The following is a 15,687-nucleotide window of genomic DNA, read 5'->3' as shown; positions in this document are numbered from 1 at the left end:
CGGTCAGCCCTCCTTGCGGGTGCGCGGGTCGAGAAGCAGATAGATGATGTCGGCCAGCAGGTTCGCGACCAGCACCGCGATCGTGATGACCAGGAAGATGCCCTGCATCAGCGGGTAGTCCTTGGCGCCCACCGCGCGGAAGAGCAGGAAGCCCAGCCCGGGGTAGGAGAACACGATCTCGACCAGCAGCGTGCCGCCGACGATGAAGCCGAGCGACAGCGCGAAGCCGGAGACGTTGGGCAGCAACGCGTTGCGGGCCGCATAGCTGAGCGCCACCCGCCGCTCGGAGAGACCCTTGGCGTGCGCCACGGTGATGTAGTCCTCCGCCGCGACGGTGACCATCATGTTGCGCATGCTCAGGATCCAGCCGCTCACCGAGGAGATCAGGATGGTGATCGCGGGCAGCGAGCTGTATCTCAGCGCGCTGGAGATGAACGCCCAGTCGGGATAGGGGACCAGGCCGGGCGCGTAGCCGCCGGAGGACGGGAAGAAGCTGTCCGGGCCGGCCAGCAGGAAGATGGCCAGCAGACCGAGCCAGAAGTACGGCACCGAGGACAGGAACGTGGTCACCGGCAGCAGGCCGTCGACCCACGAGCCGCGCCGCCAGCCGGCCAGCACGCCGAGGCTGGTGCCCAGCAGGAAGCTGATGATCGTGGTGATGCCGACCAGCCCCACCGTCCAGGGCAGCGCGTCGCCGATCACCTCGGACACCGGGGTCGGGAAGGCGCTGAACGACAGGCCCAGGTCGCCGTGCGCCAGCTGCTTCCAGTAGTCGATGTACTCGCTCCAGAGGCTGGCGTCCTTGTCGATGCCGAAGAGCACGTAGAGCGACTCGATCGCGTCGGTGTTCATCTGGCCCTGGAACCGGGCCAGCAGCGCGCTGATCGGGTCACCCGGGATCATCCGGGGGATGAAGAAGTTGAGCGTCATGGCGGCCCACGCGGTGAACACGTAGAACGCGATGCGCTGCAGGATGTACTTCACTTGCCGACCCCCCGCGCGTCGTAGAGCCAGCACGCGGCCCAGTGGCCCGGCTTGTCGCCGATCTCCAGCGGGACCGGCAGTTCGGTGCTGCACCGCGGTCCCGCCATCGGGCAGCGCGGGTGGAACCGGCAGCCGCTCGGCGGGCTGATCAGGCTGGGCGGCTCGCCGTTCCCGCGGTCGCCGGTGTCCGGCCCGAGCTCACCGTGCAGCCGGTCCGGGTCAGGAGCCGATTCGATCAGAAGCCTGGTGTACGGGTGTGCCGGCGACTGGGTGACCGTCTCGGAGTCGCCACCCTCCACCATCCGGCCGGCGTACATGACCATGGTGTCGTCGGCGAAGTAGCGGGCCGACGCGATGTCGTGGGTGATGTAGAGGATCGCGAGGTTGAAGCGCTCCTTCAGGTCCCGCAGCAGGTTCAGCACGCCGAGCCGGATCGAGACGTCCAACATGGACACCGGCTCGTCGGCGAGCAGCGCCTCCGGGTTGGCGCCCAGCGCGCGGGCGATCGCGATGCGCTGGCGCTGGCCACCGGAGAGCTCGTGCGGGAACTTGTCCAGATACCTTTCCGGCGGCGTCATGCTGACCCGGTTGAGCAGGTCGTAGAGCGCCTGCTCGAGCTCCTGCGCGGAGTTGCCGGCGTTGCCGTGGATCTTCAGCGCCCGGGTCAGGTGGTACCGGATGGTGTGCACCGGATTGAGCGAGGCGAACGGGTCCTGGAAGATCATCTGGACCTTGCGCGCGTACCGCCGGAAGTTCCGGCCGCCCTTCACGCGGGACGACTCCCCATGCAACCGGATGTCGCCGCCGGTGCGGGGATAGAGCTGGGCGAGCAGGCGGGCCACCGTGGACTTGCCGGAGCCGGACTCACCCACCAGGGCGGTCACATGGCCGCGCCGCAGGACCAGATGCACGTCATCGACGGCGTGCACGGCGGTGCGCTTGCGAGTGAGGAGGTCGCGCAGACCTCGGCGAACGGGGAAGTGCTTGGTCAGGCCCTGGGCCTCCAGCACCACCTCGCCGGCCGGCGCCTTCGCGTCTTGGATCGACGTCATGCCGGTTCCTTCTGGAGGGGGATGCCGCTCCCGCGTGCCGGGCGGGCACGCGGGAGCGGCGGCGAATCAGCTGGTGGCGGGCTTGAGGTGCAGGATGACGTCCAGCGCGTTGGCCTGGGTGGGCTGCCCGGCGCCGTACGGGTTGGAGTCGTCGGGCCAGCCGACCCAGTTCTTCGTGCTGTAGGCCATGCCGATGTTGTCGGCGCCGACCGGGATCATCGGGACCTGCTCGACGAAGACCTTCTGCAGGGTGTCCAGAGCGGTCTTGCGAGCGGCGTCGTCGGCCGCGTTCTTGTACGCGGTCAGCGCGGCGGTGGCCTCGGCGTTGTTGAAGCGGCCGAAGTTGCCGCCCGGGGAAGCCTGGCCGATCGGCTTGAGCAGCGAGCCGTCCATCACGGTCTGGTAGATGTCGAACGGCGTGGAGCCACCGTTGGTCCAGCGGAACGTCGCGTCGAACTTGCCTTCCTCGACGTTCTTGAACCACGCGTCCTGGTTGGCCTTCTCGACCGTCGCGGCGATGCCGATCTGGGACAGGTTGTCCTTCACGATCTCGAGCGAGGTCTGGTAGTCCGACCAGCCGGCCGGGTCGGTCAGCGTGAGCTTGACCGGGGCGCCCGACGGGTCCTTCAGCGTGGTGCCGTCCAGCTTGAAGCCGGCGCCGGTGAGCAGCGCCTTGGCGCCCTCCACGTCGACGGCCTGGCTCTTGCCCTTGTACTGCTCCGAGATGAACGCGTCGCCGGCCGGCGACGGCAGGCCGGTCACGCTGGACACCAGCGGGTGGAAGTAGCCGGCCTCGGCCACGTTGAAGATGTCCTCACGGTCGACGACCATGTTCATCGCCTGGCGCAGCGCGACGTTGTCGAACGGCTTCTTGGTGGTGTTGATGTAGAGGCCGTGGATGCCCAGCACCGGCGGCGCCCAGACCTTGTAGTGCGCCGAGTCCTTGTCGATGAAGACCGTCTTGTAGTTCGGGATGAACACGAACGACCACTCGATCGAGCCGTCGGCCAGCGCGGTGGTCTGCGCGTCGTTGCCGGTCGGCGAGCTGTAGCGCAGCTCCTTGACGGCCGGGGCGGTGCCCCAGTAGCCGTTGTCGCGGGCCACCAGCGTGGTGGTCTGCGGGGTGAACGACTTCAGCGTGAACGGGCCGGAGCCGACCGGGGCCTTGACCGTGTCGGTGGCCGGGTCCTTGATGTCCTTCCACAGGTGCTCGGGGACGATCGGCGTCTGCCCGAGGAACTTCTCCTTGTAGACGAACATCGAGGAGGTGAAGGTGATGGTCACCACGTTGCCGGCGGCGGAGATCTCACCGTACGGCGTGTTGTTGGTGTTCAGCGCCTTGGTGTTCTTGATCAGGTTGTGCGTGAACACGACGTCGTTGGCGGTCAGCTTGGTGCCGTCCGACCAGGTCGCGTTGTCCCGCACGGTGATCTTCACGCTCTTGCTGTCCGGCGCCCACTCCGCGGCGGTGGCGAGCCAGGGCTTGGCGGCCTCGGCCGGCTTGACCGGGTTCCACATCATCAGGGGCTCGTAGATGACCCACTTGTAACCCAGCGACGACGCCGCCGACGTGGACAGGAACGGGTTGTGGTTCTCGGTCTGCGGGCCGTTCGGCATGCCCACGGTCAGCACGGTGGTGGCGGCCTTGCCGTTGTTGTTGCTGTTCGGGCTCTCGTTGGGCGAGTCCCCACAGGCGGCCAGGGCGCCCGTGGCGAGCACGCCCGCCAGGGCCACCGAGAACAACTTCCTTCTCTGCATCGAAATACTCCTCAACGGTGGAACGGGTCGGTTATCAGGGGTGGCCCCGGTGAGGGCGGTTTTTCAGTTGGCGACGGTCGCCGTGGTCGAGCCACGGGCCATGAACGTCGCCGGGATCACGGTGGGTCGATTGGGCAGGGGTGTGCCCTCGAAGTGGGCGAGCAGCGTGCGAGCCGCGGCCTCGCCCATCTCGCGCAACGGTTGGTGCACGGTGGTGAGTGGCGGCTGGGTGTGCGCCGCCATGGGGATGTCGTCGAAGCCCACCACCGCCACGTCCTGCGGGATGCGCCGGCCGCTGTCCAGCACGGCCTGCATGGCGCCGGTGGCGGAGAGGTCGTTGTGGCAGAAGACCGCGTCGAACTCGAGCCCGGCGTCGAACGCCTGCTGCACGCCCTCGAAGCCGCACGCGATGGTGAAGTCGCCGGGCCGCACCCGCTCGGCGGCGATCGGGTGGCCGGCGTCGGCATAGGCGGTGGCGAAACCGTGCAGCCGCTGCTGGGTGCAGCCGAAGTGCTCCGGTCCGGCGATGACCAGCGGCCGGTGCCGGCCGATGGACAGCAGATGCCGGGCGGCGGCGCCGGCCCCGGAGTGGTTGGTGGTGCCGACGCTCGGGATCTGCACCGGCTGCGAGTCGCGGTCGTCGATCAGCACCACCGGCAGGCCCCGCGCGTGCAGCGTGGCGATGTAGTCCAGGGTGCCCTCGGGCTCGATCACCAGCAGGCCGTCGAACGACTTGGCGGAGACCTGGGCGCCGAACTGCCGCATCGACTCGTCGCCCCGGTTGCAGGTGAACAGCAGCAGGCCGTATCGCTCGGTCTCCAGCACGTCGACCGCGCCCTGCAGGACCTCGCCGATCCAGGGCCAGGTCAGCGACGGTACGAGCATGCCGACGACGCGGGTGCGACCCCGGGCCAGACCGACCGCACGGGAGCTGGGAACATATCCAAGCTCGTCGATCACGGCGCGGACCCGGGCGGCGGTCGATTCGTCCAGTTCACCCTTGCCGTTGAGGACCCGCGAGACGGTGGTCTTGCTGACCTTCGCCCGGGCCGCCACATCGGCGATGGTGATTGGCACTGGTGCTCCTGGGGTGCTCGTGCTGGCATGTCCTGCTCGTAACACCGGAGTTTCGGAACCGGTTTCGGGAGCGGTTCCGGCAGTTAACAGCAGTGACAACCGTCACGTCAATATGGGCTCGCCTTTATTTAGGTTTCAGGTCGGTAAACGCTCTCTCGGCTCTGAAATCAGGCGGACGACCCTGAAATCAGGCGGACGAGCGCGCGAAACCGATCTCCGCACGCCGGGCGATCTCCGGCAACACCCGGCCCAGCGGCTCGTCCACGACCAGCGAGGCATAGGGCTGCCCGCGCGTCACGCCCTGGTTCACGATCGCCACCCGGATGCCGTCCTTGGCCGCCCGCAGCACGAACCGCCGCCCGGACATCACGGTCAACGAGGATCCGAGCACCAGCAACGTCTTCGCGGCGGCGACCAGCTCGAAACTGCGGGCCACCCGCTCCGGCGGCACCGTCTCTCCGAAGTAGACGACGTCCGGCTTGAGCAGGCCGCCGCAGTCGCCGCAGTCGACCACCCGGAAGCCGTCCAGCTGATCGTCGGCGAGCTCCACGTCGCCGTCCGGGTTGATCTCGGCGGCCTCCGCGGTGAAGTCGGGATTCGCCTGCCGCAGCAGGGTTTCCAGCGCGCCGCGGTCGGTGCCGGCGTGGCAGTCGAGGCAGGTGATCCGGGCCAGGTTGCCGTGCAGCTCCACCACGTCGCGGGCGCCGCCGGCCTGGTGCAGCCCGTCCACGTTCTGCGTGATGATGCCGCGCAGCAGGCCCAGATCCTGCAGCCGGGCCACGGCGCGATGGCCGTCGTTCGGCCGGGCGTCGCCGATGGTCCGCCAGCCGAGGTGGCTGCGCGCCCAGTAGCGCCGCCGGGCCACCGGGTCGCGGGTGAAACTCTGATAGGTCATCGGCGTCGCCTTGCGCGCGACGCCGGACGGGCCGCGGTAGTCCGGGATGCCCGACTCGGTGGACAGCCCGGCGCCGCTGAGCACCACCACGTCACCCTCGGCGACCCACTCCGCCAGCTCAGCCACACTCACCCGGCCATGGTCCCTCGCCGGACCGCGATCTGCCCACCATCGGCCGACCCGGTGACAAACCGGGCCAGAAAGATCGAGGAGTGCGATTTCAGGGGCAGAACGGTAGGTTGGTGATCGTGGCCGATGCCGTGCGTCTCTCGCCCCGTCTGTGGGACGGGCAGCGGCTGCTGCGCTTTCTCGCCGGGCTGGCGATGCTGGCCATGGCGTTCGCGGCGCACGCCGGGCTGATCGGGCCGGCCGCCGTCCCGCCGCCGACGGCCTCCACCACGATCACCGTGGTCGAGGCGGCGCCGTCGCTCGATGCGGTCACCGACGGTGATGAGCTCCCGCCGGCGACGCAGGTTCTCACGGTGGGTTACTTCGGCCTGCTGATCCTGCTGGCCGCCGTCGTGCTCACCCCGGTGCGGGCGCTGCGCTCCGCCGAGCCGGCCGGCATCCGCACCCGGGGTCCGCCGCGGGGTTAGGCCTGCCGGCCCAAAATCACTGTGCTGGTCATGCGGTCGCTGCCACTGCTTCGCTGTGGTTGCTCTGACGCGCGTTGCCCCGGCTCTGCTCCTGACGGGCAGAGCGGGCGTATCCGGAAGAAACCGTGACCCCCCAGCTCGCGTGAGGTTCAGATCATGGAAATCGCTGCTGCCCTCTGGATGATCCTGCTCTTCGTCGTGGCCGCCTCGGCGGCCGTCATCGCTCTCCCGCGCCGGCTCGCCGCCGGCGACGTCCCGGCCATCAGACAACCCGACCCCGAGGACCTTCGGTACGCGCAGGAGATCGCGGTCGCCGCCGATCGGGCCGCGGCCACCGCCCGGCGCCGCCGTGACGAGTGGTCGGCGGCGCAGGACGAGGTGGATGCCGCGTGGGTGGCCTATGAGAAGGCCGAGGCCGAGGCCCGCCGGTTCGCCGCCGCGGCGGTCTACCCGGTGATGCGCCGGCGCCGCGCCAAGGGGGAGAACGCCGATCGGGAGCGCTTCCTGCACCACGCCGCGCTGACCGCCTGCCGGCACCGGGAGATCGGCATCGCCCAGCTCAACGACGTGCTCGCGCACCGCGGCTGGAACGAGCGGGCGCACCCGGCCGCGCAGGAGTCGGCGATCCGGGCCGCGGTCCGCGACCATCGTCTGGCCACCTATCTGCAGGCCGCCGAACGCGAGCGGGCCGCCTGGGAGACCGCCGAGCAGGCCGCCGTCGCGCTGCGCAGTCTGCGGGCCGAGGCATGCATGGCGACCGTGCGGGCAGATGAGGAGGACACCCTCTCCGCGGACGCCGACTGGTGGGCCGAGCAGTGGGCGACCGCCGAGCCGGTGCGTGCCGCGGCGGCCTGACACCCGTCGACTGTGGACGTAAGTCCCCTGTTCGGGGCGTTCCCCGGCAACCTGTCAGGCCCTGCGGGTACCGTCACGGGACGGACACCGAGGTTGTGGAGGTCAGGGACCGTGGCGTCGACTCCGACGAGCAAGTCGCCTGCCGTGCGGATGCACCGGGCAGCGCGCATCGAGGATGCCGCGCACGAGATCATCGTGCGCCGGTTGCGACAGCGCGGGTGGCAACCGGTGATCACGGCATATACCGGATACGGCGCGCCCGGCTGGGCCCGGGTGATGGCTCGCGTGGTCCTGACTCGTCACGCACAGTCACATAAGCAGCGGGAAAAGGCGCGCGGCTGGCGCAGCTTCACCAGCTCGCCGGTCAACCACGCCCGGGTGCAGATCCAGATCGGCGACCAGGTCCACGAGACCGAGACCGACCGCAGCGGCTATGTCGACGTCAAGGTCAAGGGCGACCTCGAGCCGGGCTGGGGCAGCGTGCGGCTCAGCTCCGAGGGCGCGATGCCGGTCGAGGCGCCGATCCGGGTGGTCGATCCGGCGATGAAGTTCGGCCTGCTCTCCGACATCGACGACACGGTGATGGTCACCGCCCTGCCGCGGCCGCTGCTCGCCGCGTGGAACACGTTCGTGCTCGACGAGCACGCGCGCAACGCGGTGCCCGGCATGGCCGTCCTCTACGAGCGGCTGGTCACCGCCAACCCGGGCGCCCCGGTGATCTATCTGTCCACCGGTGCGTGGAACGTGGCGCCCACGCTCAACCGATTCCTGTCCCGGCATCTCTACCCGGCCGGGCCGGTGCTGCTCACCGACTGGGGCCCGACGCCGGACCGCTGGTTCCGCAGCGGCCAGGAGCACAAGCGCAACTCGCTCCGCCGGCTGGCCGCCGAGTTCCCGGACATCCGCTGGCTGCTGATCGGCGACGACGGGCAGCACGACCTGGAGATCTACTCCGAGTTCGCGCACGACCACCCGGACAACGTGGCCGCGGTCGCGATCCGGCGGCTGTCACCCACCCAGGCGGTGCTGGCCGGCGCCATCCCGAGCCCGTCCGGCGGCGCCGAGGCGGTCGGGTCCGGAGGCAAGACCTGGTTCTCCGCGCCGGACGGCGCGGGCCTGTGGTCACTCCTGCGGGACACCGATGTGGTCTGATTACTTGTCCGGCAGTTCACCGTCCGGCTTGGCGCCGTTCGCCTCGCTGACGCGCGCGTGCAGGCGCTCGCGGATCTCGTCGGGGGTATATGCCCTGCGCTCCCGTTCCGCGCGTGCGAGCACGATGCCCGTCGCGGCGACGCCTGCCAGTCCGGCCAAACCCGCTAACTTCCACCAACGCATCTGCTGAGGATAGACAGATGGACGCCGACCTGAGCCTCGACGAGGCGATCGAACTCACGCGTACGGGTGACATTTGGATCTTCCGTGGCCGTTCGGGCCCCGATCGTGCGATCCAGGCGCTCACCAACAGCCCCGTGAACCACGTCGGGATGTCGCTGGTCATCGAGGACATGCCACCCCTGATGTGGCACGCCGAGCTGGGCCGTTCGCTGCCCGACCTGTGGACCGGCAAGTTCGCGCGCGGGGTGCAGCTGCACGACCTGCGCGACGCGGTCGGCGTCTGGGCGCATCGTTACGGGCAGCGCGGCTGGCTGCGGCAGCTCGAACCGACCGCGACCAAGGAGATGGAGGATCGCGCGCTCAGGACGGTCGCCCGGCTGGATGGCACTCCGTTCCCCTCCTCGGCGCAGCTGGCCTGGCGCTGGGTGCGCGGCCGGGTGCCGCAGATCCGGGCGCCGTGGCAGGAGAGCGGCCCGGACACCGCGGCGCTGGAGACGGCTTATTGCGCCGAGGTGGTCGCGGTGACCTTCGAGGACATGGGCCTGCTGCCGCACGGCAGAAAGGCGAGCTGGTACGACCCGGGCCGCTTCTGGAGCGGTGACGAGCTCGATCTCTGCGACGGATACCGGCTGGGCGACGAGATCGCCGTGGACGTCCCGGCCAAGTGATGAAGCTCGTCGGGCGGGTGGCGGAGGTGGTCGCCCTCGACCGGCTGCGCGCCGCCGCGACGGGTGGCCGCGGGGCGGTGGCGCTGCTGACCGGAGAGCCCGGCATCGGCAAGACCGCGGTGGTCGAGGAGGCGGTGGCGCGGGCCGAGGCGGGCGGGCTGACCGTGCTCACCGGGCGGGCCGATCCCGACGAGGGCGCGCCGGCCTTCTGGCCGTGGTTGCGGCTGCTCGACGGCGCCCGCGTGCCCGGGCTTTCGCCCGGACTGCTGACGATCCGCGAGGCGGCGGGGGAGTCGGCCGCCGCGGCGCGCTTCCGGGTGGTGCACGAGATGGTCCGGGCTTTGAGTACGGCGGGACCGCTGCTTCTCGTACTCGAAGATCTGCACTGGGCCGACGAGGGCTCGCTGACGGTGCTGCGGCGGCTCGCCGCGGAGATCGCCGGCCGGCCGCTGCTGGTGATCGGCACCGCCCGGTCGGTGACCGGCGACCTGGCCGCGGTGGCCGCCGAGATCCTGCCGCTGCAGCAGCTCGCGCCCGCCGAGGTGGCGGCCTGCCTGGCGCCGGCGCATCCGACCTGGACGTCCGTGGTGCACCGGCTGAGCGGTGGCAACCCGCTCTATGTCCGCGAGCTCGCCCGGCTGCTCGCCCGCGGCGACCGGCTGCGGCGCCCGGCCACCGACGTCGACCTGCCGGACGGCCTGCGCCAGCTGGTCGGGCGGCGCACCGCCCAGCTCGGTCCGGCGGCTCGCGAGCTGCTCGGCGGCGCGTCGGTGCTCGGCGCCGAGGTGGACACCGGAGTGCTGCGGGCCGCCGCGCCCGACCCGGCGGCGGTCGACGAGCTGCTCGCCGAGGCGCTCGCCGCCGGGGTGCTGACCGAGGACCCGTGGCGCCCGGCGACGCTGCGCTTCGCCCACGATCTGGTGCGGCAGGCGCGCTACGACGAGATGTCCCGCCCGGAGCGGGTCGGCTGGCACGACCGCATCGCCACCGCCCTGTCCAGCACCGGCGCGACGCCCGCGGAGGTGGCCCGGCACCGCGTCCGGGCGGCGGTCTCCGCCCCGTCGCGCCGTGCCGCCGAAGAGTCCTGTGTGGACGCCGCCCGGGCCGCCGCGCTGCGGCTCGACCACGGCGAGGCGGTGCACTGGTACGGCCGCGCGATCGAGCTGTCCCCGGCCGATCCGGCGCTGCGCCTGGCCCGCGCCGAGGCGGCCTACCACGACGGCCGGCTGGACCTGGCGCTCGCCGATGCCGGCGCGGCGATGGAATCCGCCGAGTCGTCCGGCGACCGCTCGGTGGCGGCGGCCGCCGCGCTGGTCGTGCGCGGACTCTCCGGCCCGCTGGCGCCCGCCCTGATCGCCCTGTGCGAGCGGGCGCTGGCGTTGCTCGGCGATTCCGACGACGCCGCGCAGGTGCTGGCGCAATACGCGTTCCTGCTCGCCGAGGACACCGACCGGGCGGCCGGTGAGCAAGCCAGCGCGCGGGCGATGGCGATGGCCGAGCGGTCCGGCCGGCCCGAGGCGATCGTCGCGGCGGCGCACGCCCGGCACGAAATCCTGGAACCGCTGACGCACGCCGGCGAGATCCTCGAGCTGGCCGACCGCAGCTGCGAGCTGGCCGCGGCGAGCGGCCGGCCGGACGCCGAGCTGTGGGGCCGCATGTGGCGGATCGACACCCTGCTGATGCTCGGCGACCGGCCCGCCTTCACCGCCGAGCTGCAGCGGCTGAGCGTGCTCACCGACCGGCTCGGCTGGCCGGTGGCGCGCTGGCATCTGCTGCGCGCGCAGGCCGTCCGCGAGCTGCTCAACGGCCGGGTGGCCGAGGCCGACGCGCTCGGCTGGGAAGCCCGCGAGCGCGGCCTGCGGGCCCAGGACGAGACCGCGTTCTGGCTGCACCTGGCACTGGCCGGCGGCATCGGCGCGCTCACCGGCGACTTCCGGCACTGGGACGCCGCGGCGGTCGAGATGTCCCGGGGATTCATCGACGTGCCGATCGCCGCCGCGCAGGTGAGCGACGTCGCCCGGATGATGGACGACCGGTCCTTCGCGGCGGACAGCTGGCCCCGGCTGCGGGCGGCGCTGCCCGGGCTGGCCCGGGACCGGCGGTGGGGATACATCATGCTGACGGCGGGGGAGGTCGGCGTCTGGATGGGCGACCTGTCCGTGGCCCGGCAGAGCTACCAGCAGCTGCTGCCGCACGCCCATCGCTTCCTCAACTCGACGGTCAGCTGCTATGGCGCCTTCGCCCGCCCGCTCGGCGAACTGGCCACCGCGCTCGGCGAACACGATGAGGCGGTGCGGCTGCTCGAGCAGGCGGTCGCCATGGAGGAGCGGATCGGAGCAGTGCCGTTCGTGGCCTTCGCGCAGCTGTCCCTGGCCCGGGCCCGGATCACCCGCGGCGACGACCGGCGCGGCGTCGAGCGCCTGGTCGCCCCGGCCACCGCGACGGCCCGACGGCTGGGCCTGCACCGCCTGCTGCGCATCGCCCGTGACCTGGGCGGCTCCGGGCTGACCGCGCGCGAGAAGGAGATCGCCGACCTGGTCTCGGCGGGCTTGCCGAACAGGGAGATCGCCGCCAAGCTGGTGCTCTCCGAGCGCACCGTGGAGACCCACGTGCGCAACGTGCTCGCCAAGCTGGGCGCCCGCAACCGCACCGAGCTGGCCGCGCTTTTGCGTGGCGCGTCTACGTAGTCGTACTGAGTCGCCGCGCCTCCGTGACGCCGAGGCTGGACGCATGACGAACACCCTGATCGAATTGCTGCCCGGCACGTACACCATCGACCCCGCCGCCTCCACGATCCGATTCGCGGCCTACCACACCATCGGAAGCAAGGCGGTCCGCGGCGAGATGCCGGTCCGCTCCGGCACGGTCACGGTGGCCGCCGAGCCGGCCCGCTCCACGGTCTCCGCCGAACTGGACGCGACTGGCTGGCAGACCGACAACCCTCGCCGCGACAAGGACGTCAAAGGAAAACGCTTCCTGAACGCGGCCGCGTTTCCGGTGATCGGCTTCCGAAGCACCCGTCTGACCACCGCCGCCGCCGGCTGGAAGCTGACCGGAGTCCTGAGCGTCCGAGGCGGTTCCGGCGAGGTGGAACTGACCATCACCGGCGTAGCGCCGACCGCCTCGGGCGCCCGGATCACCGCAACCGCCCGAGTGGACCGCGTAGCGGTGGGCGTCCCCACCGGCCGAGCCCTGATCAGCCGCCACGTGGACGTCGAACTGACCATGACCGTGACCGCCGTCTGACCACGCTTTGCTCTGCACACATATACGCAACACCCGGCGGTCAGGCGTCTGGCCCGCGCAGCCATTCGAAGATCTCCCGCGAAGTCTCCGGGCCCGGCAGGTGGCCGCCGGCGTACCGGTGTCCCTGAGCGCCGGGAATGTGTGCCAGCAGCCACTGCGCATGGTCGCTGGGGACGTTCTCGTCCTTGGTTCCGAACCAGACGCCGACCGGCACGGCGCCATCCGGCATCGCGAAACCCCAGGGCCGGGCGAGGGCGATCTGGTCGTCGACCCAGCCGTCATGGCTGTCCACGAAGGTGGCCGTCAACCGTGCCATGGCATCCGGATCATCGCGGACCGGTGGACCCGGCGTGCCCGGCCACTCCGGCCCGCCACCGGCAACCTGGTCCATGATGTCGCGGGCGATCTGCTCCAGCGCGGGCCGCAGCGTCCGCTCCTCCGGTGGATCCGCGTCTTCGGAGGGCTTGATCCCGGCGAGCACCGCGCAACGGATCACCCGCTCCGGCAGAAGCGCGGCACACGCCAGCGCGTGCGGCCCGCCACCCGAACCACCGAATACCCCGAACCGCTCCCAGCCCTGGGCATCGGCGAGCACTCGAACATCCTCGGCCGCATCGGCGACGGTCCGCCCCGGCCGGCGGGTCGAACCCCCGTATCCGGGCCGGTCGGGCATCAGCACCCGCACGCCACTCTCGTGCATCGCGGCGATCTGATCCGGCCGCCGCCACCGGGTGCTCGGCGTGCCGTTCTGCGCGATGATCGGAAACCCGTCGGCCGGCCCGTAGAGGCGGTAACGCAGGATTCGCCCATCGATCGCCACCGCCCGATCAGCCACCGCTCGGTCTCCTTCAGTCCTCGCCGGAGAATCGCTCCCAGGCCGACTGTTTGGTGATGCCCAGAGCGTCACCGATGGCCGTCCAGGTCGTGCCCCGGGCGCGCAACATCCTGGCGATGCGGCCAACCGCCCGATCGACGTGATGCCGCAGGGAGGCGACCCGGACCATGGTGGCAATCAATTCCTCGTCGGACTGGTCGTCCCACAGGCGGACCCCTTCGAGACGTTTGCCGGCGAGGACGTCGTTGCAGAGGTGGACGCACTCGTCACAGATGGAGGGGCCGGGTCCGGCGATCAGCTGGGCCACCTGATCCCGGGTCTTCCCGCAGAAGGAGCAGCGCAGTTCGAGGCCGTCCTGGGCGCGAGCCGCGGCAGACATGGGGTCCTCCTCAGTTCGTCAGGATCATCCTGACACCTGTCAGGCTAAGCCTGACGCGCGCCCTGAGGCAAGGTGATCAAGACATCCGTTCGTTTGCTCTGCTTGTCTCCCGGCCTGACCTCGGGCCGCGTGCCCTCGTGCGAACGGTCGGCGCGCCTTCGCTTCGAGCGCAAGCTGGCATCATCCGGGCTGACCTGTGGCTTCGCGTCCTCCTCCGCACGGTTGGCGTGCTTTTGCTCCGAACGCAAGGTCGCATCATCCGGGTCGACCTGTGGCTTGGTGCCCTCCGTTGGCGCGCCGTTGCTCCGAGCGCAAGTGTGCGACATCCGCTTTGACCCGTGGCTTGGCGCCCTCCAACGCGCGGTTGGCGCCTTTGCTCTGCTTCCTCTGAGGAAGCGGGCCTTTGCCTTCGTGCCCTCCGGCGGCACGGTTGGCGCGCCTTTGCTCTGCTTCCTCTGAGGAAGCGGGCCTTTTCTTCGATCACGCATGGCCGCTGACCACCAGCCCGCCGGCCTGGAACACCACGATGCCGCTGACCGCCGCGGACGAGACACCGGCGAAGTCGGGGGAGGCAAGCGGATTGTGCAGCGGCTGCTGGCGGGCACCTCTCGAGCTGCTTCCTGCGTGGGCGGCGATGAGCGTCTGCGGCGGGCGGGTGGGCCATGGAGCAGGATGCCCTCCGGCGGCTGGTGTTCGCGGTTGACCTCCCGATGTCGTCCTTGCGGCTCCACCGGATGATCCGGTCACCTTGGCCGGATCATCGGTCATCGCGACCGAGGCCCTGACTCGCAGGAGCCGCCGATTGTCGGCTATGCAGTGTCCTGCCGACCAAGCGAGGCGGCGCGGCGCCGTCGGGCGGCCGATACCCAACGACCCTGAAGCTCGCTTCGCGCCCGCATTGTCGAAAGGGCGCGGCCTGGCTCACATTTCCGCGACGGCCTTGGCGTGAGGGCTCGGCATCGTCGCTCAGCTCAGTAGGCATTGTCGGGGAGCACCTGAAGTCGCCCGCACCATTTGGCCCGACCAATTGCCGGTGGATGGTGTCGTCCTGCGGCACGTCACGATCCAGCTCGTTTCGTGGCGTCACGCTTATCTCCTCGGCATGCGCCCAATTCCATTCTGGACATCGCTACCCTCGCGCTCCGTCACATCGGCCATGGCGCCGGTACGACGTGATCGAGCATGACGAAACAAGCAATCGCCGCCGCTGACGGCTGCCTTCGTCGCTCAGTGCGATGGTGAGCCGCGCGGCCGGTGCCGTCGAGCTGACGTCCTTTGCCTGCGCCTGATTCGTAAGCCGGTAGACCGTGGACGAATCGAGCGCCGAGGCGCCAGTCCATGTGCCGTCACTTGCCGCAAGCGCGGCAACGCGGTGATGGAGTCGCCAGGATCTTCGCGCCGATTCCTGAGCCAGGGGAACAGCGCATCCGCTTTCTAGCGAACGCCTCAAGGTGCGCACGACCTGGTAACCGTTTGTGGGCCGGCGATCCAGAAGCTCGTGTCCGCCTGGACACGGTGCCACGGTTGCGTCGCCATGCAGCCGGACTGGACGCCTAGGGTTGCGAGTCCATCCGGAGTCGTTGACGAGCCTGCAGAGAACCGTGGCGAGATGCGGCTGCTTGTGCCCAGAGCAAAAGCAAACCGCCGGGCGTTACCTCGAGGTATCTAGAGCAAAGCGCCGCTAGGTGTTGCGTATAGGTGTGCAGAGCAAGGGCTCGGCTGTGGTGAGCGGGTTGTGCTTCCTCAGAGGAAGCGGAGCAGAGGGCTCGGCTGTGGTGGGCGCGCGTGCTTCCTCAGAGGAAGCGGAGCAGAGGGCTCGGCCGTGGCGAGCGCGTTGTGCTTCCTCAGAGGAAGCAGAGCAAGGGCCCAGCCGTGGCGAGCGCGTTGTGCTTCCTCAGAGGAAGCAGAGCAAAGGGCCCAGCCGTGGCGAGCGCGTTGTGCTTCCTCAGAGGAAGCAGAGCAAAGGGCCCAGCCGTGGCGAGCGCGTTGTGCTTCCTCAGAGGAAGC

Annotated in this window: 14 protein-coding genes; 6 read left to right on the top strand and 8 right to left on the bottom strand. The window is 70.4% G+C overall.

Annotated features, from left to right (window positions below; all coding sequences use genetic code 11):
- Window positions 1-3: 3 nt before the first annotated feature.
- The 5 genes from ACZ6TI_RS30325 to ACZ6TI_RS30305 form a co-directional block, all read right to left on the bottom strand.
- Window positions 4-984, bottom strand: a complete 981-nt coding sequence (locus tag ACZ6TI_RS30325) for an ABC transporter permease (protein WP_465348579.1) — start codon at window positions 982-984, stop codon at window positions 4-6.
- On the bottom strand, window positions 981-2,036 hold the full coding sequence (locus tag ACZ6TI_RS30320; RefSeq protein ID WP_465348578.1) for an ABC transporter ATP-binding protein: 1,056 nt from the start codon (window positions 2,034-2,036) through the stop codon (window positions 981-983). The genes ACZ6TI_RS30325 and ACZ6TI_RS30320 overlap by 4 nt, the downstream gene beginning before the upstream one ends.
- 66 nt (window positions 2,037-2,102) lie before the next feature.
- Window positions 2,103-3,794 carry an ABC transporter substrate-binding protein gene (locus ACZ6TI_RS30315; RefSeq protein ID WP_465348577.1) on the bottom strand — a complete coding sequence of 564 codons (1,692 nt, stop codon included), beginning with the start codon at window positions 3,792-3,794 and terminating at the stop codon, window positions 2,103-2,105.
- Between the two features lie 63 nt (window positions 3,795-3,857).
- Window positions 3,858-4,871 (bottom strand): LacI family DNA-binding transcriptional regulator, encoded by a 1,014-nt coding sequence (locus ACZ6TI_RS30310; RefSeq protein ID WP_465348576.1) that lies wholly within the window; start codon window positions 4,869-4,871, stop codon window positions 3,858-3,860.
- 187 nt (window positions 4,872-5,058) lie between these two features.
- The gene (locus tag ACZ6TI_RS30305; RefSeq protein ID WP_465348575.1) at window positions 5,059-5,898 is read right to left on the bottom strand and encodes an NAD-dependent protein deacetylase; all 840 of its coding nucleotides are present in this window, start codon (window positions 5,896-5,898) and stop codon (window positions 5,059-5,061) included.
- A 116-nt stretch (window positions 5,899-6,014) separates the two neighbouring features.
- On the opposite strand from ACZ6TI_RS30305, the gene ACZ6TI_RS30300 reads away from it, so the two are divergent.
- The 3 genes from ACZ6TI_RS30300 to ACZ6TI_RS30290 all read left to right on the top strand — a co-directional run bounded on the left by ACZ6TI_RS30300 (window position 6,015) and on the right by ACZ6TI_RS30290 (window position 8,369).
- Window positions 6,015-6,362, top strand: a complete 348-nt coding sequence (locus ACZ6TI_RS30300; protein WP_465348574.1) for a hypothetical protein — start codon at window positions 6,015-6,017, stop codon at window positions 6,360-6,362.
- Window positions 6,363-6,518: 156 nt separating this feature from the next.
- Window positions 6,519-7,217, top strand: coding sequence for a hypothetical protein (locus ACZ6TI_RS30295; RefSeq protein WP_465348573.1), 699 nt, complete (start codon window positions 6,519-6,521; stop codon window positions 7,215-7,217).
- 51 nt (window positions 7,218-7,268) lie between these two features.
- Entirely contained in the window at window positions 7,269-8,369 is a 1,101-nt protein-coding gene (locus ACZ6TI_RS30290) for an App1 family protein (RefSeq protein ID WP_465348670.1), read from the top strand.
- On the opposite strand, the gene ACZ6TI_RS30285 is transcribed toward ACZ6TI_RS30290, so the two are convergent.
- Window positions 8,370-8,552: a hypothetical protein gene (locus ACZ6TI_RS30285; RefSeq protein ID WP_465348572.1), complete on the bottom strand. Its 183-nt coding sequence runs from the start codon at window positions 8,550-8,552 to the stop codon at window positions 8,370-8,372.
- Window positions 8,553-8,569: 17 nt separating this feature from the next.
- Here ACZ6TI_RS30285 and ACZ6TI_RS30280 point away from each other — a divergent pair, with 17 nt between their 5' ends.
- Genes ACZ6TI_RS30280 through ACZ6TI_RS30270 form a run of 3 tightly spaced genes read left to right on the top strand, consistent with a single transcriptional unit; the run spans window position 8,570 to window position 12,466 of the window.
- Window positions 8,570-9,220, top strand: coding sequence for a hypothetical protein (locus ACZ6TI_RS30280; protein ID WP_465348571.1), 651 nt, complete (start codon window positions 8,570-8,572; stop codon window positions 9,218-9,220).
- Complete coding sequence (locus tag ACZ6TI_RS30275) at window positions 9,220-11,907, top strand: ATP-binding protein (protein ID WP_465348570.1); 2,688 nt, start codon at window positions 9,220-9,222, stop codon at window positions 11,905-11,907. Before ACZ6TI_RS30280 ends, ACZ6TI_RS30275 begins: the two co-directional genes overlap by 1 nt.
- Before the next feature lie 43 nt (window positions 11,908-11,950).
- Window positions 11,951-12,466: a YceI family protein gene (locus ACZ6TI_RS30270; RefSeq protein WP_465348569.1), complete on the top strand. Its 516-nt coding sequence runs from the start codon at window positions 11,951-11,953 to the stop codon at window positions 12,464-12,466.
- A gap of 40 nt (window positions 12,467-12,506) precedes the next feature.
- Here ACZ6TI_RS30270 and ACZ6TI_RS30265 read toward each other — a convergent pair whose 3' ends face one another.
- A complete protein-coding gene (locus tag ACZ6TI_RS30265) occupies window positions 12,507-13,301 on the bottom strand; it encodes an alpha/beta fold hydrolase (RefSeq protein ID WP_465348568.1) in 795 nt (264 codons plus the stop codon).
- A 13-nt stretch (window positions 13,302-13,314) separates the two neighbouring features.
- Complete coding sequence (locus tag ACZ6TI_RS30260; RefSeq protein ID WP_465348567.1) at window positions 13,315-13,680, bottom strand: ClpX C4-type zinc finger protein; 366 nt, start codon at window positions 13,678-13,680, stop codon at window positions 13,315-13,317.
- Window positions 13,681-15,687 lie beyond the last annotated feature (2,007 nt).

This window comes from Actinoplanes sp. NPDC051388 (genome assembly GCF_055586225.1).
Note: the sequence above shows the minus strand (reverse complement) of the source record. Positions and strands in the feature narration are given on the sequence as shown.